The organism is Pseudomonas sp. P1_C12, from assembly GCF_056406435.1.
Window position 1 is genome coordinate 131,587 of sequence record NZ_JBFUAE010000014.1, and the last position, 25,495, is coordinate 157,081.

Genomic DNA, 25,495 nt, shown 5'->3' on the forward strand with positions numbered 1-25,495 from the left:
TTTGAAGGGACTAGAAATCCCGCTTGTAGAAGATGTCCAGCGAACTGGCCACGCCACCCGCGGCTTCGAGGTAGACCTTCTTGCTCAGCTTGTAGCGCAAGGCAATGGTGTTGGCCGGTTCGAACACGCCGACACCGTAGCGCAGGCTGAGCTTCTCGGAAATATTGCCGCTGGCCACCACACTGGTGGCAGTACCGCTGCCCTGGGTGTCAAGCTGGAAGTCCTGAATGCCCAGGTTCTTGGCCAGGCCACTGGTCACTCCGGAACTGCCCATCAAGCCCAGACCGAGGGCCGCCTGGGCGAGCATGTTGTTGTCTTCGCCATTGCTGCTCAGCGGACGCCCGAGCACCAGATAGGACAAGGCCTGTTCCTGGCTCATGGCCGGTTCGGAAAAAATCTGCGTGGTCGGCTGCTCGGCGCTGCCACTCAGGCGAATGCCGGCGATGATATCGTCGGTCTTGCGAATGGCCTCGATGTCCAGGTACGGCTGATCGATGGGCCCGGCAAACAGCAAGCGTGCCCGGCGCACCGAAAGCCGCTGGCCGTAGGCGCGGTATCGGCCATCGTTTAGCCACAGCTCGCCACGGGTGTCCATGTTGTCACCGATGTGCACATGCCCCTGCACATTCGCGGTCAGGCCAAATCCTGCAAAGCTCAGCTTGTCCTCGCCGACCAGCACTTCGATGTCCATCTTCATCGCCAGCGGCGGTTTACCCTCCTCGGTTTGCTGGCCGACGATCACCGTGTCATCGGAGACCTTGACCGTCGACGGCGGCAATTCGCGAATGGTGATTTCGCCCCTGGGCACCAGCACTTTGCCAGCGATGGCCAACTCGTCATCCTTCATCGAGATTTTCAGGTCCGGAGCGACCTCAAGCTTGGCGTAAGGCTCGACGGTGACTGGTAACTGCGAGCCCTTGAGCGCCAGGTCTACCACCAGCGCCTGGCCCCAGGCGATGTTGCCGTTCAGGCTGCCCTGCCCGGCCTTGCCGCTGTTCCAGCCACCGTTCAATTGCACGCTTTCTCCGGCGATGAGCGCTTGAACGTGCAGGTTTTGCAGCTCCATCGGCAGCTCAGGTCCGGCAATCACGCCGTCGCTCAGTTGCAGACTGCCATTGACCTGTGGCGCCAACAGCCCACCGGAAATCGTGCCACTGCCATTCAGGCGCCCGGCCAGCTTTTCGACCATTGGCACAAACGGCCGCGCCACCGACAGGTCCAGCCCGCTCAAGCGGAACGAGCCACTCAACGGTTTGTTTTTCGGCAACGGATTGAGCTGCGCCTGCACCATCAGTTCACCGAGTTTGCCACCGACGAAATTGAGCTCGGTGTCGATGCGTTTGGGCGTGAGTTTGCTGGTGAGTTTCAGGGTCTGGTACGGGAAGTCCAGCCACTGGTCCTTTTCCTTGATGCGCAACGTGCCGCCGCCGGCATCGACGCTGACCTGGCCGTTCGGGCCGCTGGCCGGCAGGTCCATTTGCAGGTCGGCGTTGAGCCGGCCCTGCCAGGCGAAATCCTTCGGCAACCACTGCGCGAGGCTGTCAATCGGGAATTGCTTGAGGTGATAACGCAGTTTCGGCTCGGGCATCAGGCGTGAGTCTTCACCGCACAGGCTGGCCTGGCCGGATGCCCAGCAATGGGCGCCAAAGTTGATTTTGCCATCCGCCAGGCGTTCGAGTTTCGCCGGCCCTTGCAGCTTCCAGTCCTGGCCACCGGCCTGGATATCACCGCTGGCCAGGCGTCCGCGCCAATTGCCTTTGTCCAGCGCACCGTCCAGACCCAGCGCCAGTTTCAGCTTCGGCCCTTGCAGATCGAGGCTCAACTTCTGGTTCTTGATATCGCCCTGGCCGCTGGCGGTCAGGGTTCCCAGTGAGGTGTCGCCGGCCTGGATGCCGCTGCCCTTGAGGTCGATTTTCGCCCGTTGCGCGCTGTCCAGCGTGGCGTCCAGGTTGAGGCTTTGCAGGCGATTGTCCTGGAAAGCCAATTGCGAGCCTTGCAGGTCAAGCTTGCCCTGGGGCGCCTTGAGTGTGCCGGCGACATCCACGCGGCCATTGAGCTGGCCGCGCAGTTCTGGCCAGAGCTGGGCCAGGCTCGGCAACTTGAGGTCAATCTGCCCGGCGAGTTTCTGTTGCAGGCTGCCCTTGCCAGTGATGCTGTTGTCACCGAGGCGGATTTGCAGGGCGTTGAGGTTCCACTGCTCACCACGGCCATCGGCCTTGGCCTGGATCACCGCCGGTTGACCGCGCAGTTTGCCCTTGAGGTCCAGGTCGGCATTGAGGCTGAGCATTTCGTTCTTCATCTCGCCCTGGCTGCGCAACGGCCCGGCCAGCGTACCCGGCAGCTCTGCGACCCAGTACGCGGGGTTGATCGCCGACAGGTCCAGCGCGGTGTCCCAGGCAATGCCGTCGGCGAATTGCAGGTTCAGGTGCCCTTCAGCCTTGCCCTGCCCGGCCTGGAGTTGAATCTGTTGCAGGTAGATTTTCGTCAGGTCGCCCGCGAAAGGGCTGGCCAGGGTGAAAGCGCCGGCCGGACCATCCGCCGCGGCGGCGAAATGCCCGAGGTACTTGCCGTCGGTGTAAGAAACTTCGCCAGTGAACGTGCGAAGCGCTACTTGCGGTTCGTCGATGAGCGGATAGAGCCTGTGCCACGGGAAGTCCAGCCAGTCAATCTTCGCCTCGGCGCTCAGGCCCTTGCTCCAATCCACAAGCCCTGTGAGCTTGAGGCTTTGCTTGTCGTTGGCGGTCAGGTCCAGCGCGGCGATCTGCGCACCCTTGGCGTCGACCTTGCCTTGCAGCGCCAGGGCGACTGGCCCTTGCTCGGAGGGTAGCGTGGCTTTGCCGAGCAGCGCGTAGCCGTTCATCAAGTCGCCGGCACCCGTGAGCTCAAGCTGATTGAGTTGCAGGGTGTCCGGCAGATCGGCACCGGGCTTGAAGCCATCGGCGGTGATCCGCACCTTGGCCGGCAGGTTTTCCACCAGCGGTTGCAGTTCGCCGGTCAGTTGCCCGTTGAGGTAACCGCTGCTGTCGGCTTTCAGGTTCAGAGTCTTGAGCAGGTCGCCGTCGACTTTCAGCGCCAGCGCCAAGGGCTCAGGCGTCGACAACAGGGTCAGCTTGCCTTCGGCACTGAGGGGCCAGTTACCGGAGGGTTGCAGCAGGCCGGACAGGTTCAGGCTCAGGTCATCGCGCTGCAACGCCACCGAATCGATCCTCAAACCGGCCGCCGTCCAGTGCGCCGCCAGTTGCAAGCCCTTGAGCTCCTCGCTGCCGTTGAACAACAGGCTACCGACCTTGATCTCCCCCAGTTCGAGGGCCAACGGTAACTTGAGCTCCGGGAGCGTGATCGGGCCGCTGTCTGGCTCTTCGGCACCCGGCGGGAACGTCAGGCTGACCTGATCGGCCTGCAATTGCTCGATGCACAAGGCCCTGCGGGACAGGCACAACGGCGACCAGGCAAAAATCACCTTGCTCAGCTCAACCCGGTTGTTGGCCTGTTGCCACAACACCCGGTCGGCACTCCACTGCCCGCCCAGCCGGCCCTGGAAGTTGTCCAGGGTCAACCCCGGTACGAAGCCCAACGCCCAGCCGCTGCCCGTCGCCGTGCCCAGCACTGTGGCCAGCGTCAGGACAACCAGCATCAACAGTGCCGCTATCGCCAGCAGCGTTACTTTCAAACCACGCTTCACAGCTCAGGCCCCATGGAAAAGTGCAGTCGAATGCCGCCATCGTCGTCCAGCGCGTGGGCCAGGTCGAGGCGGATCGGCCCCACCGGCGATACCCAGCGCACGCCGATACCGACCCCGGTCTTGAGGTTCGGCAGTTCGAGTGTGTTGAAGGAGTTGCCCTGATCGACAAAGGTCGCGATCCGCCATTTTTCAGCGATGGAATACTGATATTCCGCGCTGGCGGCGACCATGTAGCGGCCACCGATGCGGTCGCCGTCGGAGTTTTCCGGGGACAGGCTCTGATAGTCGTAACCGCGCACGCTCTGATCGCCACCGGCGAAGAAGCGCAGCGATGGCGGCACCGATTTGAAGCCGTTGGTGGCACTGCCGCCGACCTGCACCCGCCCGAGGAAACGATGGTTGTCGAACACCGTGGTCAGGCCTTTGACCAGCGCCGTGCCGTAGATCAGGTTGCTGTCGGAACCCAGACCTTCCTTGGCCACTTTGGATTCGAATTGCAGCCGATAGCCGTTATGCGGGTCGATGCGGTTGTCGCTTTTCAGGTACGAATAATTCACGCCGGGCATCAGCAGGTTACTGAGCCCGGAGTCGTCGCCGAGTTGGTAATCCTCGCGTTGCCATTTGAGCGACACCACCCGCTGCCAGCCGCTGGGCAATTTGCTGTGCCATTCGGGGCCGAGGGTCAGCAACTTGCTGTGGGTGTCGGTGCCGGCAATGTCCTCATTCTGATAGCCGCCGGCAAAACGCAGCTTGTCGGTCAGTGGCGGGTCCAGTGGAATGTCGTAGAACAACCCGACGTTTTGCCGCGGCGCCGAGACTTCGGTCTCCCAGCCATAACTGTGCCCTTGGGCGTTGACCCAGTGTCGGGTCCAGTTGGCCTTGGCACGTGGGCCGACGTCGGTGGAGAAACCCAGGCCCAGGCCCATGGTCCGCGGCTTGCGGGTTTCGAGCTTGACGTCCACCGGGATCGCATCGTCCTTGGACGCCGCGGGTGCCGCGTCCACGCGCACGCCTTCGAAGTAGCCGCTCGATTGCAGGTTCTGATTGAGTTCGGCGATCAGTTCCGAGTCATACGGCGTACCGGCCTTGAACGGCACCATGCGTTGCAGCAGCTCGTCGTCGAACGGCGTATCGCCCTCGAAACTGACCTTGCCCAAGGTATAGCGCGGGCCACTTTCATAGATCAGTTCGATATCGGCGACGCCGGCACGCGGGTCGACCGACAATTTTGAACGGGTGAATCGGCCGCTGAAAAAGCCATAGCGCGAAGCCTGATTCTGGATCAGGCGCTTGGCGTCCTCGTAATGCCCATGATTGAGCACAGCGCCGGGCTTGAGCGCGTCGCTTTTAGGGATTCGAAAGGACTTGAGGGAGGCTGCCGGACCGTCGACACGCACCGTGACGTTACGCAAGTGCACCGGCTCGCCGGGGTCGACTTTCAGCACCAGGCGCGGCTTTTCGCCGCCCTTCACCTCGCTGTCGATGTGCGGCTGGTAGTAGCCCAAGGCCTGGGCGGCCTTGTGCGCCTGTTCTTCAGCGCCACGGCTGAAGCGCAGCAACGCCTGCTCGTCGCGATCGCCGAGGCTGCCGATATAGCCTTCTATATTGGCCTTCAGCTCATCATTGGACGGTTTGATCCGTACATCCAATTCACTTTGAGCCAGCGCCGTGCAGCTGGTCATCAGCATCAGCACACCGCTGGTAATTCTTCCTGGAAACTTCATAGGCGCGGATGCTATCACGAGCTTGAGAGCGTGATAGAGCCTGACATGCCCGGAAAGTTCGCCGTTCAAGCCGTTGCTGTTTGTAACACCTGGGGATTGGGGTGAAAAAACACATGTTCGCGAATCGGTCCTACGGCAACTTCACCGATTTCCTCATAGCCCTGGCGCTTATAGAACTCCAGATAGCGAGGATTCCCGGTATCGAGGATCACGCCCTGTGAGTTTTCATCCACGGCGCACCAGTTGTGCACGGCTTGCAACAGTTGCTCGCCGAAATGCTTGCCCTGGAACTGCGGATGAACCCCCAGCAATGGCAAGACATGCACCGAGTCATTCGGCACGCAGGCCTCCACGGCAGCGTGATATTCGAGGTAGCGACGGGTGCAGCGAAATCCCGTGCTGAGCAGCATCCGCAGGCGCCAGGCCCAACTTTCAGTGACACCGAGACGACGTTGCGGCGGCGCGATCAGAGCGATGCCGATCAGGCGGTCGTTGACCAACAGGCCGATGGCAGGCAGGTCCTGGAGAAAATGCTGGCTCACCAGTTCGCGCACGGTGGCGCGAACCCGCTGTTCGTAACCGGGGCGTTCGGCTTCAAACAAATAGCCGAAAGTCGGCTCGTGTCGATAAGCCTGGTACAGCAGCGAACGCGCTTCGCGGGCGTAGCCGCTGTCGAGCATGTGAATATCGGCGATGGCAGTCGAGGTTTCGGGCATGACGGTTGATCTCCCCGGCACAGCTCGGGTGGCTGCGCTCTTGTTGTTACGAGCTGATCGGCGCTGACACAGTTCCTTACAGATCCGAAATGAGTGTAGGCAATGAAATCGCCTTCGCGAGCAAGTTGGGACGGTCAACGCAGATCTGACAGAACACATTAAATCCCCTCACCCCACACTGGCCCGATTCCCACATGTCAGCTAGCATCGCCCTTTTGCCAGGACTGCCGACCATGAAGATCGTCTCCTTCAACATCAACGGGCTGCGCGCCCGCCCCCATCAGCTGGCGGCGCTGATCGAAAAACACCAGCCTGACGTGATCGGCTTGCAGGAAACCAAGGTCCACGACGACCAGTTTCCCCTCGATGAAGTCAGAGCACTGGGCTACCACGTGTATTTCCACGGACAAAAGGGGCATTACGGCGTCGCCCTGCTCTCGCGCCAGGAACCGCTGGCCCTGCACAAGGGTTTCGCCACCGACGAAGAAGACGCCCAACGACGCTTCATCTGGGGCACCTTCGCCGACGCCAATGGTGCGCCGGTGACCATCATGAACGGTTATTTCCCACAGGGCGAAAACCGCGACCACCCGACCAAATTCCCGGCCAAGGAACGTTTCTACAGCGACTTGCAGCAATTGCTGGAAAGCCAGTTCAAGAACGACCAGCCGCTGGTGGTGATGGGCGATGTGAACATTTCCCCGGAAGACTGCGACATCGGCATCGGCCCGGACAACATGAAGCGCTGGCTGAAAACCGGCAAATGCAGCTTCCTGCCGGAAGAGCGCGAGTGGATGGCCCGCCTGAAGAACTGGGGCCTGGTGGACAGTTTCCGGCACCTGAACCCGAAAGTGAGCGACACCTTCAGCTGGTTCGACTACCGCAGCCGTGGCTTCGAAGACGAGCCCAAGCGTGGCCTGCGCATCGACCTGATCCTCGCCTCCCACGGCTTGCTGCCACGGGTGAAAGCCGCAGGGGTGGACTACGAACTGCGCGGCATGGAAAAACCTTCGGACCATGCGCCGATCTGGCTTGAATTGAGCTAAAAAGCACAAGATCGCAGCCTGCGGCAGCTCCTACATATATCTGTAGGAGCTGCCGCAGGCCGCGATCTTTTGCCTGTCATTTTTCGGAAACCTTACTGACTTAATCTCCCGGCACCTCCTTTGGCTATGTAAGGTGCCGGCATGATGCTGCGCGTGCTGTTCCTGTTGATGCTGTGCATGGGCTTGCCGCAGGCGGCCCCGGCCGGCGACTTGCCGACACCCGAACACGGCACCGTGCTGCGCATCCAGGGTTCCAACACCATTGGCGCGGCATTGGGACCGGCGCTGGTCGAGGGCCTGATGAGTGAACAAGGCCTGCGCAGGATTCACCGCGAAGTCTCGGACACCGCCAACGAACTGCGCATTGTCGGTGAAACCGTTCAAGGCCGGCGGGTCGTGGTGGAGGTGGCGGCCCATGGTTCCAGCACCGGTTTCACCGCGCTAAAAACCGCCAGTGCCGATCTTGCCGCCTCGTCGCGCCCGATCAGGGACAGCGAACTGGCCAGCCTGCAATCCCTCGGTGACCTGAAAAGTCCGAGCGCCGAACAGGTCATCGCCATCGATGGCCTGGCGATCATCCTTCATCCGGACAATCCGCTGAACCAACTCGACACCGTGCAACTGGCGCGCATTTTCAGTGGTGAGGTGAAAACCTGGGAAGACATAGGTAGCAGCGGCGGGCCGATTCATCTGTATGCACGGGATGATCAGTCCGGGACCTTCGACACTTTCAAGGTACTGGTCCTCAGTAGCCGTGGGAAAACTCTGAGCAGCACGGCAAAACGCTTCGAGTCCAGCGAGCAACTGTCCGATGCGGTCAGCGCCGACCCGCAAGGCATCGGATTTATCGGATTACCCTATGTGCGCCAGGCCAAAGCCGTGGCCATTGTCGACGGGCAATCGCAAGCCATGTTGCCGCTCAACAGCCTGATTGCCACGGAAGACTATCCGCTGTCCCGCCGGTTGTTCTTCTACCTGCCACCCAACGGCAAAAATCCCTGGGCCTACGCGCTAGTGGCCTTCGCTCAAAGCAGCAATGGCCAGGCCATCGTCGCGGCCAACGGTTTTATTGCACAAACCGTCCAGGCCATGGCCGTCACCCCCAATGCGTTGATGCCCGAGGGGTATCAGGCGCTGAGTCGGCATGCCCAGCGATTGTCGGTGAATTTTCGCTTCGAAGAAGGCAGTGCCAGCCTGGACAACAAGGCGCGGCAAGACCTGACGCGAGTGCTCGACTATATAAAGCAGCAAGACAAAATGTCTGGGCAAGTGACGCTGGTAGGGTTTGGCGATGCCAAGAGCGACCCGACGCGTGCCGATCTGTTGTCGAAACTGCGGGCCATGGCGGTACGGCGGGAGTTGGTGAAGAGCGGCGTGGTGTTTCGCGAGATTCGTGGATTCGGTGCCGAAATGCCAGTGGCGGCCAATAACGCCGATGAGGGAAGGATCAGGAATCGGCGGGTTGAGGTTTGGGTGTACTGAAAAGATCGCAGCCTTCGGCAGCTCCTTCAGATGTACGCGTATCCTGTAGGAGCTGCCGAAGGCTGCGATCTTTTAACTTTTCTTAATGCCCGCTACGCATCATCTCCTTCGGCACATACTTGCCGATTTCGAACTTGCCGATCGCCGCTCGGTGCACTTCGTCCGGGCCGTCGGCCAGGCGCAGGGTACGCTGCATCGCGTACATGTAGGCCAGCGGGAAATCGTTGGAAACCCCTGCCCCGCCATGAATCTGGATCGCCCGGTCGATCACTCGCAACGCAACGTTTGGCGCGACGACCTTGATCTGCGCGATCTCGCTACGGGCCACTTTGTTGCCGACGGTGTCCATCATGTACGCCGCTTTCAACGTCAGCAGGCGTGCCATGTCGATTTCCATCCGCGAGTCGGCGATCTTGTCGACGTTACCGCCCAGCCGCGCCAGGGGTTTGCCGAATGCGGTGCGGCTCACCGAGCGCTTGCACATCAGTTCCAGTGCGCGCTCGGCCATGCCGATCGAACGCATGCAGTGGTGAATCCGGCCCGGGCCAAGGCGACCTTGAGCAATTTCGAAGCCGCGTCCTTCGCCCAACAGGACGTTTTCGTACGGCACCCGGACGTTTTCGAAATGCACTTCGGCGTGACCATGAGGTGCATCGTCGTAACCGAACACCGGCAGCGGGCGCACGATCTTCACGCCGGGAGCATCCACCGGCACCAGAATCATCGAGTGCTGGGCGTGGCGTGGCGCGTCAGGATTGCTCAGCCCCATGAAAATCAGGATTTTGCAGCGCGGGTCGCAAGCACCCGAGGTCCACCATTTCTTGCCGTTGATCACCCACTCGTCGCCATCGCGCACCGCACGGGCAGCCATGTTGGTGGCGTCGGAGGACGCAACGTCCGGTTCGGTCATGGCGAAGGCCGAGCGGATCTCGCCGCGCAGCAATGGTTCGAGCCAGCGTTGTTTCTGCTCTTCGTTGGCGTAACGCACCAGCACTTCCATGTTGCCGGTGTCCGGTGCCGAGCAGTTGAACGGCTCTGGCCCCAGCAGCGAGCGGCCCATGATTTCCGCCAGCGGCGCGTATTCGAGGTTGGTCAGGCCGGCACCCAGTTCGGACTCAGGCAGAAACAAATTCCACAGGCCTTCGGCCTTGGCCTTGAGTTTGAGTTCTTCCATGATCGCGGTCGGCTGCCAGCGATCGCCTTCGGCGACCTGGCGCTCGAACACGGCTTCGGCGGGATAAACGTAGGTGTCCATGAACGCAGTCACGCGCTCGCGCAGTTCCTGAACCTTGGGCGAATAAGCGAAATCCATGAGCAAGATACCTTCTTGGGGGAGGTTGTTTAGGTCATGTATCGATGCTAGAACAGCGTTGATAATTTACCTAGCCTATTCTCGGCGTGTATAAACATTCATCACCGATATATGATCGGCTGATCGTCAAGGTCAGTCCGCCCACACAATAAGAGAGCCGCGTAATGAATCTGAGCAAGGTCGATCTCAACCTTTTCATCGTCTTCGACGCGATCTACACCGAAGCCAACCTGACCCGCGCCGGGCAAATCGTCGGCATCACCCAACCGGCGGTGTCGAACGCGCTGGCGCGTCTGCGCGAGACCTTCAACGACCCGCTATTCGTGCGCACCGCCCAGGGCATGGTGCCCACGCCGATGGCGCAGAACATCATCGGCCCGGTGCGCAACGCCCTCTCGCTGCTGCGCGTATCGGTGCAGGAAAGCCGCATTTTCAACCCGCAGCAAGCGGTCAAGACCTACCGCATCAGCATGACCGACCTCACCGAAGCGGTGATCCTGCCGCCGCTGTTCCAGCGCCTGCGCCGCCTGGCGCCGACGGTGATCATCGAAAGCTTCCTGTCCAAACGCCGTGAAACCACCAAGGAGCTGGCGGCCGGTCGGCTCGACTTCGCGGTCGATGCACCGCTCAACACCGACCCGCAGGTGCGCCACGTCAAATTGATGGAAGACCGCTACGTGTGTGCCATGCGCAAGGGGCATCCGCTGGCGGGCAAGGAGAAACTCACCCTGGATGATTACCTGGGCCTGACCCACATCCATATTTCCAGCCGCCGCAGCGGCCTCGGCTATGTCGACCTGGCGTTGGGCAAGATGGGCATCCAGCGCAAGATCGCCCTGCGCTCCCAGCATTACCTGATGGCTTCGCAAGTGCTGCAACAGACGGACATGGTCATGACCGTGCCGGAACGCTTCGCCCGGCGTAACGACCTGCACGCCTTTTATCTGCCGGTCAACGATGTGCCGCCAGTGGAAACCCACCTTTACTGGCACGAAAGCACCGACCAGGACCCGGCGAACCGCTGGATGCGCGAGCAGATGATCGAGTTGTGCCAGCAGGTGACGGCGCAGGAGAGAAAACTGGATAAACAACCGGTTTGAGAAAAATCAAAAGATCGCAGCCTGCGGCAGCTCCTACAGGGTGAATACAAATCCCGGGGAGGAGCTGCCGCAGGCTGCGATCTTTTCTCCCTTGACGTAAACGTCAACCTGCCATTAGCTTAGCGCCATGACCTTTTGCGAGCGCGTCCATGAGCAGCCAGACCTACAGCATTTCCGATCTCGCCCGCGAGCTCGACATCACCACCCGGGCCATTCGCTTTTATGAAGAGCAAGGCCTGCTCAGCCCTGAGCGTCGTGGCCAGGAACGTATTTACTCACCCCGCGACAAGGTCAGCCTGAAGCTGATCCTGCGGGGCAAGCGCATCGGTTTCTCGCTGGCTGAATGCCGCGAACTGATCGAGCTCTACGACCCGTCCAGCGGTAACACCAAGCAGTTGCACAGCATGCTGGCGAAAATCAGCGAGCGCCGTGAGCAGCTTGAACAGCAGTTGCTGGACATCGAACAGATGAAACTGGAACTGGACACTGCCGAGGAGCGCTGCGTACAGGCGCTGGAGCAGACGCTCAAAAGCCAGGAATCAGTTCAGTAGGCCTACAAAATCCCCTGTAGGAGTGAGCCTGCTCGCGATAGCGCCGGGGCAGTCGACATCAGCGTTGAATTTGCTACCGCCATCGCGAGCAGGCTCACTCTTACAGGGATCACTGCACATTCAGACAATCAGCACAGGTCGAACCTTATGCCCCTCCCCACCCACGTACGCATTGTCGAAGTCGGCCCACGCGACGGCCTGCAAAACGAAGCCCGGCCCATCAGTGTTACCGACAAGGTACAACTGGTCGATGCACTGACCGCAGCCGGACTTGGCTATATAGAAGTCGGCAGTTTTGTGTCGCCCAAGTGGGTACCGCAGATGGCCGGCTCCGCCGAAGTCTTCGCGCAGATCCAGCGCAAACCGGGTGTGGTCTACGGCGCACTCACTCCCAACTTGCGCGGTTTCGAAGATGCCCTCGCCGCCGGGGTCAAGGAAGTGGCCGTGTTCGCGGCGGCTTCAGAGGCGTTTTCCCAACGCAACATCAATTGCTCGATCAGCGAAAGCCTGGAGCGTTTCGCGCCGATCATGGACGCCGCCAGACAACACGGAATTACCGTGCGCGGCTATGTGTCCTGTGTGCTGGGCTGCCCCTATGAAGGTAACGTCGCCCCGGAGCAAGTCGCCGTGGTCGCACGTGAACTGTATGCCATGGGCTGCTATGAGGTCTCGCTGGGGGACACCATCGGCACCGGCACCGCTGGCGCAACCCGCAAGATGTTTGAAGCCGTAGCAAAGGATGTGCCCCGGGAAAAACTCGCCGGGCACTTCCACGACACCTACGGTCAGGCTGTGGCCAACATCTACGCCAGCCTGCTGGAGGGCATCTCGGTGTTCGACAGCTCCATCGCCGGCCTGGGCGGCTGCCCCTATGCCAAGGGCGCCAGCGGTAACGTCGCGACCGAAGACGTGGTTTACCTGCTCAACGGCCTGGGCATCGACACCGGAATCGACCTCGACGCCTTGATGGTTGCCGGTCAACAGATTTGTACCGTACTGGGTCGCCCTACCGGTTCCCGCGTGGCCAAGGCTCGCAGCGCACAGTGAGTGTGCTGAGTGTGTCCGGGTGTTACCGCTGTGTCTGAAACGTGGGCGCAAGCGAGTAACACGGAAACAAAATGTGGGGTTTTGCCTGAAGCGAAAAACCTCACAACTCTCCAAATCGTTGATTTTAAAGGCTTTTAAAAAGTTGGCATGGCTCCTGCTATCTCTATCGCACAACAAGAATAAAAAAATTGCGGCAAACCTAATAAAAACAAGACGTAACGACTCTGACATAACAAAAACAACACGGCAGAGACGCAGCTAACAGATTTTTTTGGAGAAGATGTGCTTTTCAGGGTGCTTTTCGGAGTTACCCGCAACCAGACAGAGAATAATAAAACTACCTTCAGGTAGCTCCCGTACTGGTTGGATCGCTCAGCGAAAAAGTAGATCAGCGCTCAAAAAAATACGTTTGCTCTTGATCCCGGATGGGGATCGCCAAAAACAGCGGTAAAGGGCAACGGTTGCCAAAAACAACAACAGGCCGACCCTCAATAATAAAAAAAGAGCACGCGCAACGAAATTAAAGGGGAGCTTCGGCTCCCCTTTGTGCTGTCTGGCATTTAAGATTTCCGCAGCCCTTTGTAGGAGCGAGCTCGCTCGCGAAGAACACAAGGGCACCGCGCATTTCCAGACTGCACGCGTTATCGTTGACGTTCTTCGCGAGCAAGCTCGCTCCTACAGTCGGCCTTCGTCAGACCTGCTTGCTACGCAACTCCTCGATACTGATCTCGCGCATCCGGAATTTCTGGATCTTGCCAGTCACCGTCATCGGAAACTCCTCGACGAACTTGAAGTAGCGCGGCGTCTTGAAGTGCGCGATGCGCTCCTTGCACCAGGCTTGCAGTTCTTGCTCGGTGGCGCTGTGGCCGGGGTGGAACTTGATCCAGGCGACGATCTCTTCGCCGTAGCGCGAGCAAGGAATACCGATCACCTGAACATCCGCAACGGCCGGATGAGTGAAGAAAAATTCTTCCAGCTCCCGCGGGTAAACATTCTCACCACCGCGGATGATCATGTCCTTGTTGCGCCCGGCAATGCACACGTAACCCTCGTCATTCATGCTCGCCAGGTCGCCGGTGTGCATCCAGCCGGCCTGGTCGATGGCTTCCGCCGTGCCTTCGGGGTTGTTCCAATAGCCGAGCATCACGCTGTAACCGCGGGTGCACAGCTCACCGATGGTGCCCCGTGGCACCAGGTTGCCCGCTTCGTCGATGATCTTGCTTTCGAGTTGTGGCTGGGTGCGGCCGACGGTGGTCACGCGCAGCTCCAGGTCATCTGAAGGACCGGTCTGCAATGACACCGGACTGGTTTCCGTCATGCCGTAGGCAATCTGCACTTCGCTCATGTGCATTTCGCTGATGACCCGGCGCATCACCTCGATAGGACAGGTTGCGCCCGCCATGATCCCGGTGCGCAGGCTCGACAGGTCGAACCTGGCACGCTGAGGCTGATCGAGCATGGCGATGAACATGGTCGGCACGCCGTACAGCGCCGTGGCTTTTTCGTCGGCCACGGTGCTGAGGGTCAGCAATGGATCGAACGCGTCGTTTGGATAAATCATCGTGCTGCCATGGGTGATGCAGCCGAGGTTGCCCATGACCATGCCGAAGCAGTGATACAGCGGCACCGGGATCACCAGCCGATCGGCCGCCGTCAGGCCCAGGCTTTCGCCGACCATGTAGCCGTTGTTGAGAATGTTGTAGTGACTGAGGGTCGCGCCCTTGGGGAAACCGGTGGTGCCGGAGGTGTACTGGATATTCACCGGTTGATCGAAATGCAGGCTGTCCTGGCGCTCATGCAGTTGCTCGACCGTCACGCTGCCCGCCAGACCGGCCAATTGCGACCACGGCAGGAAACCGCTCGGCGGCTGCGCATCCAGGCTGATGACGCCACGCAACTCCGGCAACCGCTCACTCTGCAACTTGCCGATGGATTGCCCGGCCAACTCCGGCACCAGGCCTTGCAGCATCGCGTGATAGTTCGAGGTCTTGAAGGCCCCGGCACACACCAGCCATTGGCAACCGGATTGCTTGAGTACGTATTCGAGTTCGGAACTGCGATACGCAGGATTGATATTGACCAGGATCACGCCGATTTTCGCCGTGGCAATCTGGCTGATGCACCATTGCGCACAGTTCGGCGCCCAGATGCCGAGGCGGTCACCCGTCTGCAGCCCCAACGCCAGCAACGCTCTGGCGTGCAGGTCCGCGACCTCGGCCAATTGCCGCCAGCTCAAACGCAGCTGTTGATGGCGCACCACCAGCGCCTCCCCGTCCGGGTATTGCGCGACGGTGTTATCGAACGCCTGGCCGATGGTCATCGCCAGCAAGGCTTTGTCCTGTGAACCACGGGTGTAACTGCGTTGCGGGCTTGCACTGGGTTGATCCATGACGACCCCTATTGTCTTTATTCTGTAGGAGCGAGCTTGCTCCGGGCGGCGTTCCGACGAAGAACGTCAGGGCACCGCGTTTATCCAGACAACACGCGTTATCGTTGACGTCCATCGCGAGCAAGCTCGCTCCTACAGAATCACCTAAGTTGACGTTAACGTAAAGGGTGATTGACAGCCATTCGTCACAGGCTTACGTTAACGTAAAGGTGAGAACCCATTGACAGTCTCACCAACCGACAAAAAAGCCAAAAGGTGACCCATGAGCTATCCATCCCTGAACTTTGCCCTCGGTGAAACCATCGACATGCTGCGCGATCAGGTTCAGTCCTTCGTCGCCAAAGAGATCGCCCCGCGCGCCGCTCAGATCGACATCGACAACCTGTTCCCCGCCGACCTGTGGCGCAAGTTCGGCGACATGGGCCTGCTGGGCATTACCGTGCCGGAAGAGTACGGCGGTGCCGGCCTTGGTTACCTGGCCCACGTGGTGGCCATGGAAGAAATCAGCCGTGGCTCGGCCTCGGTGGCGTTGTCCTACGGCGCCCACTCCAACCTCTGCGTCAACCAGATCAACCGCAACGGCAACCACGAACAGAAATCGAAATACCTGCCCAAGCTGATCAGCGGCGAGCACATCGGCGCGCTGGCCATGAGCGAGCCGAACGCCGGTTCCGACGTGGTGTCGATGAAACTGCGCGCCGACAAGCGCGGCGATCACTACGTGCTCAACGGCAGCAAGACCTGGATCACCAACGGTCCGGACGCCAACACTTACGTGATCTACGCCAAGACCGACCTGGAAAAGGGCCCCCACGGCATCACCGCCTTCATCGTCGAGCGCGACTGGAAGGGCTTCAGCCGCAGCAACAAGTTCGACAAGCTCGGCATGCGCGGTTCGAACACCTGCGAACTGTTTTTCGATGACGTCGAAGTGCCTGAAGAAAACATCCTCGGCGTACTCAACGGCGGCGTGAAGGTACTGATGAGCGGCCTCGACTATGAGCGCGTCGTGCTCTCCGGCGGCCCGACCGGGATCATGCAGGCGTGCATGGACCTGATCGTGCCGTACATCCACGACCGCAAGCAGTTCGGCCAAAGTATCGGCGAATTCCAGCTGATCCAGGGCAAGGTCGCTGACATGTACACCCAACTCAACGCCAGCCGCGCCTATCTGTACGCCGTGGCCCAGGCCTGCGAGCGCGGCGAAACCACGCGCAAGGACGCCGCCGGGGTAATCCTCTACAGCGCCGAACGCGCCACACAAATGGCCCTCGACGCGATCCAGATTCTCGGTGGCAACGGCTACATCAACGAATTCCCGGCCGGTCGTCTGCTGCGTGATGCCAAGCTGTACGAAATCGGTGCCGGCACCAGTGAGATCCGACGCATGCTGATCGGTCGCGAACTGTTCAACGAAACCCGCTAAACGGAGCTGCCCATGGCTACCCTGCATACCCAGCTCAACCCCCGTTCAGCGGAGTTCGCCACCAACAGCGCGGCGATGCTCAAACAGGTCGACGCGTTGCACACCCTGCTCGCCCAAGTGGCGCAAGGTGGTGGCCCGAAGGCGCAAGAACGCCACACCTCGCGGGGCAAACTGCTGCCCCGTGAGCGCATCAACCGCTTGCTCGATCCGGGTTCGCCGTTCCTCGAAATCAGCCAACTGGCGGCGTACGAGGTGTATGGCGAAGACGTCCCCGCCGCTGGCGTGATTGCCGGGATCGGCCGTGTGGAGGGCGTCGAATGCATGATCGTCGCCAACGATGCCACCGTGAAAGGCGGCTCGTACTACCCGCTGACGGTGAAAAAACACCTGCGCGCGCAAACCATCGCTCAGCAAAATCGCCTGCCGTGTATCTACCTGGTGGATTCGGGCGGTGCCAACCTGCCGCGTCAGGATGAAGTGTTCCCGGACCGCGAGCATTTCGGGCGGATCTTCTTCAATCAGGCCAACATGAGCGCCATGGGCATTCCGCAGATTGCCGTGGTCATGGGTTCCTGCACCGCTGGTGGCGCCTATGTACCGGCGATGGCCGACGAAGCGATCATGGTCCGCGAACAAGCGACGATCTTCCTCGCCGGCCCGCCGCTGGTGAAAGCCGCGACCGGTGAAGTGGTCAGTGCCGAAGATCTCGGCGGGGCCGATGTGCACTGCAAGATTTCCGGGGTGGCCGACCATTACGCCGAGAGCGATGAGCACGCACTCGCGCTCGCCCGACGCAGCGTCGCCAACCTCAACTGGCGCAAGCAAGGTGAGGTTCAGCAACGCACTCCGATCGCCCCGCTCTACAGCAGTGACGAGTTGTACGGCGTGGTCCCGGCCGACGCCAAGCAACCGTTTGACGTGCGCGAAGTGATTGCGCGGCTGGTGGATGGTTCGGTGTTCGACGAGTTCAAGGCGCTGTTCGGGACCACGCTGGTTTGCGGCTTTGCCTACCTGCACGGTTACCCGATCGCAATCCTCGCCAACAACGGCATTCTCTTCGCTGAAGCGGCGCAGAAAGGCGCGCACTTCATCGAACTGGCGTGCCAACGCGGCATCCCGCTGCTGTTCCTGCAAAACATCACCGGTTTCATGGTCGGCCAGAAGTACGAGGCCGGCGGCATCGCCAAGCACGGCGCGAAACTGGTGACGGCGGTGGCTTGCGCCAAGGTGCCGAAATTCACGGTGATCATCGGCGGCAGCTTCGGTGCCGGTAACTACGGCATGTGCGGTCGCGCCTACGATCCGCGCTTTTTGTGGATGTGGCCAAATGCGCGTATTGGCGTGATGGGTGCCGAACAGGCGGCCGGCGTGCTGGTGCAGGTCAAGCGCGAGCAGGCCGAGCGCAGTGGCCAGGGTTTCAGCGCCGAGCAGGAAGCCGAGATCAAGCAACCGATCCTCGACCAGTACGAAGAACAGGGTCACCCCTACTATTCCAGCGCGCGCCTGTGGGACGACGGTGTCATCGACCCGGCCCAGACCCGCGACGTACTGGCCCTGGCCTTGTCCGCGTCGTTGAACGCGCCAATCGAACCGAGCCGCTTCGGCGTGTTCCGGATGTGATCGGGAGAAGAACATGAGCGACTTCAACACCCTCGAACTGCTGAGCGATCCTCGGGGTTTTGCCACCCTGTGGCTCAGCCGTGAAGAAAAGAACAACGCCTTCAACGCCGAAATGATCCGTGAACTGATCCTCGCCCTCGACAAAGTCGCGAGCGATGCCAGCCTGCGATTTCTGATCGTGCGCGGTCGCGGCAAGCATTTCAGCGCCGGCGCCGACCTGGCCTGGATGCAGCAATCGGCCGAACTCGATTACGCCACCAACCTCGATGACGCCCGGGAACTGGCAGAGTTGATGTACAACCTGGCCAAGCTGAAAGTCCCGACCCTGGCGGTGGTGCAAGGCGCAGCCTTTGGTGGCGCACTGGGCCTGATCAGTTGCTGCGACATGGCCATCGGTGCCGATGACGCGCAGTTCTGCCTCTCGGAAGTACGCATCGGCCTGGCACCGGCGGTGATCAGCCCGTTCGTGGTGCAAGCCATTGGCGAACGCGCTACCCGTCGCTATGCCTTGACCGCTGAGCGTTTCGGCGGGCAACGGGCTCGGGAAATCGGTTTGTTGTCGGAGAGTTATGCAAGTGCCGAGCTGGAACAGAAAGTCGAACAGTGGATCGACAATCTGCTGCTCAACAGCCCGGCGGCCATGCGCGCCAGCAAGGATCTGCTGCGCGAAGTCGGCGACGGCTCACTGACCCCGGCATTGCGTCGCTACACCGAAAACGCCATCGCCCGCATTCGCGTCAGCCCTGAAGGCCAGGAAGGCTTGCGTGCCTTCCTGCAAAAACGTCCGCCGAGCTGGCAAGCCGAATCCACCAAGGAGCCCCGCTGATGAGCGCACCTGTCCTCACCACCCTGCTGGTGGCCAACCGTGGCGAAATCGCTTGCCGGGTGATGCGCACCGCCAAGGCCCTGGGCCTGACCACCGTGGCCGTACACAGCGCCACCGACCGTGACGCCCGGCACAGCCGCGAAGCCGATATTCGCGTCGACCTGGGTGGCAGCAAAGCCGCCGACAGCTATCTGCAGATCGACAAACTGATTGCCGCCGCCAAGGCCAGCGGCGCCCAGGCGATTCACCCCGGCTACGGCTTCTTGTCGGAGAACGCCGGTTTCGCCCGCGCCATCGAAAACGCCGGCCTGATCTTCCTCGGCCCGCCCGCCTCGGCCATCGACGCCATGGGCAGCAAGTCCGCGGCCAAAGCCTTGATGGAAACCGCTGGCGTGCCGCTGGTGCCCGGTTATCACGGCGAAGCCCAGGACCTGGAAACCTTCCGCGCCGCCTGCGAACGCATCGGCTACCCGGTGCTGCTCAAGGCCACCGCGGGTGGCGGCGGCAAAGGCATGAAAGTGGTCGAGGACGTCAGCCAACTGGCCGAAGCCCTGGCCTCAGCCCAGCGCGAAGCACAATCGTCGTTCGGCGACTCGCGGATGCTGGTGGAGAAGTACCTGCTTAAACCACGTCACGTGGAAATCCAGGTGTTCGCCGACCAGCACGGCAACTGCCTGTACCTCAACGAACGCGACTGCTCGATTCAGCGCCGTCACCAGAAAGTCGTCGAAGAAGCGCCGGCACCTGGCCTGAGCCCGGAGCTGCGACGCGCCATGGGCGAAGCCGCTGTGCGTTCAGCGCAGGCCATCGGTTATGTCGGTGCCGGCACCGTCGAGTTTTTGCTGGATGCGCGGGGCGAGTTCTTCTTCATGGAAATGAACACCCGCCTGCAAGTGGAACACCCGGTCACCGAAGCCATCACCGGCCTCGACCTGGTGGCCTGGCAGATTCGCGTGGCACGCGGCGAAGCGTTGCCGATGACGCAAGACCAGGTGCCGCTGGTGGGGCACGCGATCGAAGTGCGACTGTATGCCGAAGATCCGGGCAATGATTTCCTGCCGGCGACCGGTCGTCTGGAGCTATATCGCGAATCCGCCCAAGGGCCTGGGCGTCGGGTGGACAGCGGCGTTGAAGAGGGCGATGAAATTTCGCCCTTCTACGACCCGATGCTCGGCAAGCTGATTGCCTGGGGCGAAGATCGTGAACAGGCGCGCTTGCGCCTGCTGAGCATGCTCGAAGAATTCGCCATCGGCGGCCTGAAGACCAACATCAACTTCCTGCGGCGCATCATCGGCCACCCGGCATTTGCCGCTGCCGAACTGGATACCGGATTCATTCCGCGCTACCAGGAACAGTTGCTGCCGGTGCCAGCGGACCTCAGCGATGAGTTCTGGCAAGCCGCCGCCCAGGCGTTTGCCCAGAGCCAGGCGCTTGCAACCCGCGCCGATGACCCGAGTTCACCGTGGGCGGCGCGTAACGGGCTGCGTGCCGGTTTGCCGAGAGAAATCACCCTGCACTTGAGTTGTGAAGGCCAGGACCGTGCGTTGACCTTGGGCGACGTCGATGCCCACAGCGCACTGCTCAAGGGCGAGCAACTGTTGACCGAGCATGCTGGCGTGCGTCGTCAACACCGCGCTATACGCCGTGGCGAATACGTATATTTGCAGTGGGATGGCGAATTGCACCGTATCGAGGCTTACGACCCGATCAGCGCCGTCGAGGCCAGCCACAGCCATCATGGCGGGCTGACCGCACCGATGAACGGCAGCATCGTGCGCGTGCTGGTGGACGCCGGGCAATCGGTCGAAGCCGGGGCGCAATTGGTGGTACTGGAAGCGATGAAGATGGAGCACAGCATTCGCGCGCCCCATGCCGGGGTGATCAAGGCGCTGTATTGTCAGGAAGGCGAGATGGTCAGCGAAGGCAGTGCACTGGTTGAACTGGAAGAAGCGTGAAATGAAGATCGGTCCTGCGCATCGCGAGGACCGATCTGATCAGAACCTGGCTGTTGCCTGAACCACTACGCCGATGATTCGACAATCTTCGGCGTACAAGGCTTTCGGATACGTCGGATTGAGCGGTACCAGATAACGCTGCCCGCCCTCCTCGATGAGCTTGCGGAACGTGGCTTCGGCGCTGCCCGGCCACTGGGCAATGACCAGTTTGCCAGGCTCGGCGTCCACCGCCGGGTCCACCAGGATCAGCATGCCTTCCGCAATACTGATGCCAGTGGGTGCGGTCATCGCATCACCTGACACTCTCAACCAGAATGCCGGTCCCTGCGCGTGATAATCGGACAATTCAAAGTGCCCTTTCCCATACACCGCGACCTCGCCATCGCGCACTTCGACAGGTTCGCGCCAGTCACTGACCGGGTAGCGGAAGTACGGATTGTACTTCTGTGTCAAAGGGATTTCGTCGTCCGTTGACGCCTGCGGTTCCCGGATTACCAGCGCCACTTCGAGAAACTCAAGACCCAGCGCCTGCAGGACACGGTTCATGTCTTCGATGCCGGGTTCACGACGTTTGTTGAGCCAGTGGCCAATGCCGCCCTGGGACATCCCGAGGCGCTCGGCGAGTATCTCTTGAGTGATTTTGAGTTCACTCATCTTGGCCTTGACCAATTCAATCCATTTATCCATGTGCGGCACGATACGTGGGCAACTCCGGCCATCAAAACACATATTGTAGTATTTAAATTATCGTCACAAATACATTACGTATTAGGATCAATTCACGGATCTGAATCTAACACGGAGCTTGCCATCGCCATGAACCCACCCACCAATGACCTGTCGGACATGCAAATCGACACCACCCTCACCTCGCCCCAGGGCTCAGCGGCGGCACAACGCGCGCTGGACTATTACTTGAAACCAGCTATTTCAGAGGAAGTGACCGAACCGCGCTTTTTTGATGTGAACCGCAACATCAGCGGCGAAGAGGCGCTGGTCCATGCTTTGGACCTGTTGCGCTGTGCTGCCGCCACCGCGTACGAATCAGCCAATCACCTGCAAGGCGCAAACCGCGACCTGGCATTTTCGACGGTGCACATGATCGACATGGCCAAGGCGATGGTCGATCGATCGCTGGAGAAGTATGAAAACGGTTGAGGTGAAAAGGCGATTAGAGAGGACAGGAAAGAATTTTCCTATCGCGCAGGTAAAAACGTTTGACTTGCAAACGAGAATGATTATTATTGCATCAGCTGATCGCGAGATCAGTCGATGGACCAGGTGACCTTAGGTCGGTCTCCTGGACTATCTCCTCATCAGGCTAATCACGGTTTTTGACCCGGCTTTTTGCCGGGTCTTTTTTTGCCAGTTTTCTGGCTTTTGGCTTCAGGCTAATGAAGTCTTTGGGTGCCGCAAATTCGATGGCGCGGATGATATCAAAAGAATGCCAGTTGGCAAGAGAAGCCCGGAATCATGGGTTCAAACCAGTGGCAGATAGCACTTGAGAATCAATCGCATAGCCTCTAAGCTGCGACAGCGTCAAGGAGGACGCCCCCACCCCTGCACCCCGCAATTTCCCTCGGTTTCACCCCACTCTTGCGTGTAAAGTAGCCGCCATAAAAATCATATTCAGGACCCGATTATGAGCGTGGCTAAATCCTCTTTCGACATCAGTGCCAATTTCGACAGCGGCAACATCCAAGTCATCGACATCAGCGACCCGCTCAAACCGCTTCTGGCCATTCGCCCGGACACCCGCAGTCCGCATTTCCAGTGGTTCCACTTCAAGGCCAGCGGCCTGCATGTTGGCCAGGAGCACTGGTTTCGCCTGAACAATGCCAGCCAATCCTCCTATAACAAAGCCTGGACCGGTTATCAGGCGGTGGCGTCCTACGATCACGTCAACTGGTTCCGCGTACCGACCATTTTCGAAGGCGACTGCCTGCGTTTCAGCCTTGAAGCCGAGCAAACCCACGCCTGGTTCGCCTACTTCGAACCCTACAGCCGTGGTCGCCACGACTGGCTGATCGAGCAGGCACTGACCAAGGCCGGCACCGAACTGTTGGCCACCGGCAAAAGTGTCGAAGGTCGCGACATTCAGTTGTTGCGCAAAGGCACCGGGGCCGAAGGCCGACGCAAGATATGGATGATTGCCCAGCAACATCCGGGCGAGCACATGGCCGAGTGGTTCATGGAAGGCGTGATCGAACGCCTGGAAAAACACGACGACCCTGTGCTGAATAAACTGCTGGCCAGCGCCGACCTGTACCTGGTGCCAAACATGAACCCGGACGGTGCTTTCCACGGCCACCTGCGCACCAACGCCATGGGCCAGGACCTCAACCGCGCCTGGCAGAGCGCCAGCCAGGAAATCAGCCCGGAAGTCCTGTTCGTTCAGCAGCAGATGGAAAAGTACGGCGTCGACATGTTCCTCGACGCCCATGGTGACGAGGAAATCCCTCACGTATTCACCGCCGGTTGCGAAGGCAACCCCGGTTACACGCCGCGAATCGAAAAGCTCGAGGAGCACTTCCGCAGTCATCTGAAGCACACCACCAAAGACTTCCAGACCAAGTACGGCTACACCCGCGACGAACCGGGCCGGGCCAACATGACGCTGGCCTGTAACAGCGTCGGGCAGAAGTACGACTGCCTGTCGTTGACCCTGGAAATGCCGTTCAAGGATCACGACGACCACCCGAACGCGGAAACCGGTTGGTCGGGCAAACGTTCGAAGCAATTGGGCAAGGATGTGCTGACCACCGTGGCCGAGATGGTCGATAGCCTGCGTTAATTGCCCTTCAAGATCAAAAGATCGCAGCCTGCGGCAGCTCCTACATTGGAATGCGTTTCCCTGTAGGAGCTGCCGCAGGCTGCGATCTTTTTTCGCCCGGCTATTATCCGCGATCCTTACCCCGCAACATACTGTCCAGCACCTCATCGCGACGCACCCAACCGTGAAACAACGCCGCCGCCAAATGCAGCAACACAGTCAGAAACAACAGATACGCCAGATACCCGTGCGCCTTGCGCAAAAACGCAAACACCTGCGCGTTCGCCGGCACAATTGACGGTAGTTGCAGCGAACTGCTGAGCATGACCGGCTCGCCCGACGCCGAAATCATCGCCCAGCCCAGCAGCGGCAGAACCAGCATCAAGGCGTACAGCAACACATGCGACGCCTTGGCCGCCCGCACCTGCCAACCCGGCAAGTCCGCCGGCAATGGTGGCTGTGTGGTGGAGAAACGCACCACCAGGCGCACGATCACCAACAGCAAAATCGCGATGCCCAAGGGTTTGTGCAGATGAATCAGCCATTCATGACGCTCGGACACCGAGGCGACCATGCCGGCGCCGATAAACAGCATCGCGATGATCATCAGCGCCATCAGCCAGTGCAGCAGGCGCGCCAGCGGGGCGAAGTGGTTCGGTTGGTTGCTCATTGCTGGCCCTCCTGTTTGGCGGCGGGCAACTGGCTTACTTCGCTGGTGCGACGCAGGTAGGAATTGGCGTAACCGGCTGAACGGGCGGCGAGCAACGGGTCGTCGGAACCTTCGATCCCGGCAGGCAACACCAGCGGATCGTAGTTGATGTCACGGCATTCACCGTTGAGTTGCGGTTGAGTCTTTTCAAGCACCAGGGTGCCAGCATTCAACACCTTGCGCCCTTCGGGCCAGGCCTTGCTGGCGTCGTTGACCGGATCGCCGGGGTTGGCCAGGGTGATGTTCAACTGCCAGCGCAACGGGCCGGCGGCGATTCGCTGAACCAGGTCTTTCTCCAGGAAATCATTGCCCTCCGGTGCAGTGCCCCCCGGTGCGTCCTGGGCCAGTGGCACCATGTTCCAGCGCACGGCCTGGCGTTGGCCGGCCGCGTTGACCAGGTAGAACGCATTCACGCTGTTGTAGTTTTCGGTCACGTAACTGGCCGACGGCTTGGCGGTCTTGATCCAGGCCAGGAACGGTGCGGCTTCCGGGTGCGAAGCAAAAAACGCCGGTACCGCCTTGGGGTCCGGTTTGCCGGTGGTCGGGTCTGGCGACTGGGCTTTTTGCAGTTGATAGAACGCCTCGGGCGTGCCCACCGGAAACACCGGCATGCTGTTCATCCCGGTGCGCCACTGCTGGCCGTTGGCCTGGGTGAAGCGCAAGGCCATGCTGCGGATCGGCACAGCACTGTCCGGCGCGTAAGGGTTACCGGCCGGCAAGGCGAAACGCCCCACCACCGGCGTCCGCGCTTCGTTGAACACTTGAGCGGTGGAATAGCTGCGCGCATCAAAGCTGCTCTCGAAATGCCCGATCACGCACACGCCTTTGGAATGGTTGCGACGGAAACCCTGATGCACGCCGTTATTGGTTTCCAGCACGTTGATCAGTTTCTTCGGGGTCAGGCGCTGTGGGTCGAAGGTACCGTTGACGTAGGCAAACGCCCCAGCCACGGCCGCAACGACCACGGCAATGCCGGCCAGACGCAACGTCAGGCTCGCCGCACTCAAGGGTGGCCGGGTTGGCGGTGATGATCGATCTACCATGAAAGACTCCAGGGCCATCGGCCACAAGTGAGAAGAATCAAGCAGACGAACCGCATGCAGGTTTATTCCCACGCGCGATGTTTATTTTTTCTGA

General features: G+C 60.4%; 19 protein-coding genes. 11 read left to right on the forward strand and 8 right to left on the reverse strand.

Annotation, left to right across the window (positions count from 1 at the left end; translation table 11 throughout):
- Positions 1-10: 10 nt before the first annotated feature.
- From AC1D19_RS22470 to AC1D19_RS22480, 3 genes are all read right to left on the reverse strand, one after another.
- Positions 11-3,682 (reverse strand): translocation/assembly module TamB domain-containing protein, encoded by a 3,672-nt coding sequence (locus AC1D19_RS22470; protein WP_477764589.1) that lies wholly within the window; start codon positions 3,680-3,682, stop codon positions 11-13.
- Positions 3,679-5,406, reverse strand: a complete 1,728-nt coding sequence (locus AC1D19_RS22475) for an autotransporter assembly complex protein TamA (protein WP_477755007.1) — start codon at positions 5,404-5,406, stop codon at positions 3,679-3,681. The genes AC1D19_RS22470 and AC1D19_RS22475 overlap by 4 nt, the downstream gene beginning before the upstream one ends.
- A 65-nt stretch (positions 5,407-5,471) precedes the next feature.
- Positions 5,472-6,122 (reverse strand): GNAT family N-acetyltransferase, encoded by a 651-nt coding sequence (locus AC1D19_RS22480; protein WP_477755008.1) that lies wholly within the window; start codon positions 6,120-6,122, stop codon positions 5,472-5,474.
- Between the two features lie 233 nt (positions 6,123-6,355).
- On the opposite strand from AC1D19_RS22480, the gene xthA reads away from it, so the two are divergent.
- Positions 6,356-7,168: an exodeoxyribonuclease III gene (gene xthA / locus AC1D19_RS22485; protein WP_477764590.1), complete on the forward strand. Its 813-nt coding sequence runs from the start codon at positions 6,356-6,358 to the stop codon at positions 7,166-7,168.
- Between the two features lie 141 nt (positions 7,169-7,309).
- Positions 7,310-8,650, forward strand: a complete 1,341-nt coding sequence (locus tag AC1D19_RS22490; protein ID WP_477764591.1) for a substrate-binding domain-containing protein — start codon at positions 7,310-7,312, stop codon at positions 8,648-8,650.
- Positions 8,651-8,732: 82 nt separating this feature from the next.
- On the opposite strand, the gene AC1D19_RS22495 is transcribed toward AC1D19_RS22490, so the two are convergent.
- On the reverse strand, positions 8,733-9,962 hold the full coding sequence (locus tag AC1D19_RS22495) for an acyl-CoA dehydrogenase (protein WP_477764592.1): 1,230 nt from the start codon (positions 9,960-9,962) through the stop codon (positions 8,733-8,735).
- A 164-nt stretch (positions 9,963-10,126) separates the two neighbouring features.
- Between AC1D19_RS22495 and AC1D19_RS22500 the strand changes: the two genes are divergently transcribed.
- The 3 genes from AC1D19_RS22500 (at position 10,127) to AC1D19_RS22510 (ending at position 12,660) form a co-directional block, all read left to right on the forward strand.
- A complete protein-coding gene (locus AC1D19_RS22500; protein WP_477755012.1) occupies positions 10,127-11,062 on the forward strand; it encodes a LysR family transcriptional regulator in 936 nt (311 codons plus the stop codon).
- Positions 11,063-11,211: 149 nt separating this feature from the next.
- Positions 11,212-11,613: a MerR family transcriptional regulator gene (locus tag AC1D19_RS22505; RefSeq protein WP_007992801.1), complete on the forward strand. Its 402-nt coding sequence runs from the start codon at positions 11,212-11,214 to the stop codon at positions 11,611-11,613.
- Between the two features lie 147 nt (positions 11,614-11,760).
- The gene (locus AC1D19_RS22510) at positions 11,761-12,660 is read left to right on the forward strand and encodes a hydroxymethylglutaryl-CoA lyase (RefSeq protein WP_477764593.1); all 900 of its coding nucleotides are present in this window, start codon (positions 11,761-11,763) and stop codon (positions 12,658-12,660) included.
- Positions 12,661-13,351: 691 nt separating this feature from the next.
- On the opposite strand, the gene AC1D19_RS22515 is transcribed toward AC1D19_RS22510, so the two are convergent.
- Positions 13,352-15,049 (reverse strand): AMP-binding protein, encoded by a 1,698-nt coding sequence (locus tag AC1D19_RS22515; protein ID WP_477764594.1) that lies wholly within the window; start codon positions 15,047-15,049, stop codon positions 13,352-13,354.
- A gap of 262 nt (positions 15,050-15,311) precedes the next feature.
- On the opposite strand from AC1D19_RS22515, the gene AC1D19_RS22520 reads away from it, so the two are divergent.
- Genes AC1D19_RS22520 through AC1D19_RS22535 form a run of 4 tightly spaced genes read left to right on the forward strand, consistent with a single transcriptional unit; the run spans position 15,312 to position 20,876 of the window.
- Positions 15,312-16,475 (forward strand): isovaleryl-CoA dehydrogenase, encoded by a 1,164-nt coding sequence (locus AC1D19_RS22520; RefSeq protein WP_008031893.1) that lies wholly within the window; start codon positions 15,312-15,314, stop codon positions 16,473-16,475.
- A 12-nt stretch (positions 16,476-16,487) separates the two neighbouring features.
- Positions 16,488-18,095 carry a carboxyl transferase domain-containing protein gene (locus AC1D19_RS22525; RefSeq protein ID WP_056724065.1) on the forward strand — a complete coding sequence of 536 codons (1,608 nt, stop codon included), beginning with the start codon at positions 16,488-16,490 and terminating at the stop codon, positions 18,093-18,095.
- A 13-nt stretch (positions 18,096-18,108) separates the two neighbouring features.
- Positions 18,109-18,921 (forward strand): gamma-carboxygeranoyl-CoA hydratase, encoded by an 813-nt coding sequence (locus AC1D19_RS22530; RefSeq protein ID WP_108219087.1) that lies wholly within the window; start codon positions 18,109-18,111, stop codon positions 18,919-18,921.
- Positions 18,921-20,876 (forward strand): acetyl/propionyl/methylcrotonyl-CoA carboxylase subunit alpha, encoded by a 1,956-nt coding sequence (locus AC1D19_RS22535; protein ID WP_477764595.1) that lies wholly within the window; start codon positions 18,921-18,923, stop codon positions 20,874-20,876. Before AC1D19_RS22530 ends, AC1D19_RS22535 begins: the two co-directional genes overlap by 1 nt.
- 39 nt (positions 20,877-20,915) lie before the next feature.
- Here AC1D19_RS22535 and AC1D19_RS22540 read toward each other — a convergent pair whose 3' ends face one another.
- Positions 20,916-21,563 (reverse strand): LexA family protein, encoded by a 648-nt coding sequence (locus AC1D19_RS22540; RefSeq protein WP_477755122.1) that lies wholly within the window; start codon positions 21,561-21,563, stop codon positions 20,916-20,918.
- Between the two features lie 129 nt (positions 21,564-21,692).
- Here AC1D19_RS22540 and AC1D19_RS22545 point away from each other — a divergent pair, with 129 nt between their 5' ends.
- Together AC1D19_RS22545 and AC1D19_RS22550 are read left to right on the forward strand one after the other, a co-directional pair.
- Positions 21,693-22,034, forward strand: a complete 342-nt coding sequence (locus tag AC1D19_RS22545; protein WP_477755123.1) for a DUF6124 family protein — start codon at positions 21,693-21,695, stop codon at positions 22,032-22,034.
- Positions 22,035-22,518: 484 nt separating this feature from the next.
- Positions 22,519-23,670: a M14 family metallopeptidase gene (locus AC1D19_RS22550; RefSeq protein WP_477755124.1), complete on the forward strand. Its 1,152-nt coding sequence runs from the start codon at positions 22,519-22,521 to the stop codon at positions 23,668-23,670.
- Positions 23,671-23,773: 103 nt separating this feature from the next.
- Here the strand turns inward: AC1D19_RS22550 and AC1D19_RS22555 are convergent, their stop codons facing one another.
- Together AC1D19_RS22555 and AC1D19_RS22560 are read right to left on the reverse strand one after the other, a co-directional pair.
- Complete coding sequence (locus AC1D19_RS22555) at positions 23,774-24,319, reverse strand: cytochrome b (protein ID WP_477755125.1); 546 nt, start codon at positions 24,317-24,319, stop codon at positions 23,774-23,776.
- Positions 24,316-25,401, reverse strand: a complete 1,086-nt coding sequence (locus AC1D19_RS22560; RefSeq protein WP_477764596.1) for a catalase family peroxidase — start codon at positions 25,399-25,401, stop codon at positions 24,316-24,318. Before AC1D19_RS22560 ends, AC1D19_RS22555 begins: the two co-directional genes overlap by 4 nt.
- Positions 25,402-25,495: the final 94 nt, after the last annotated feature.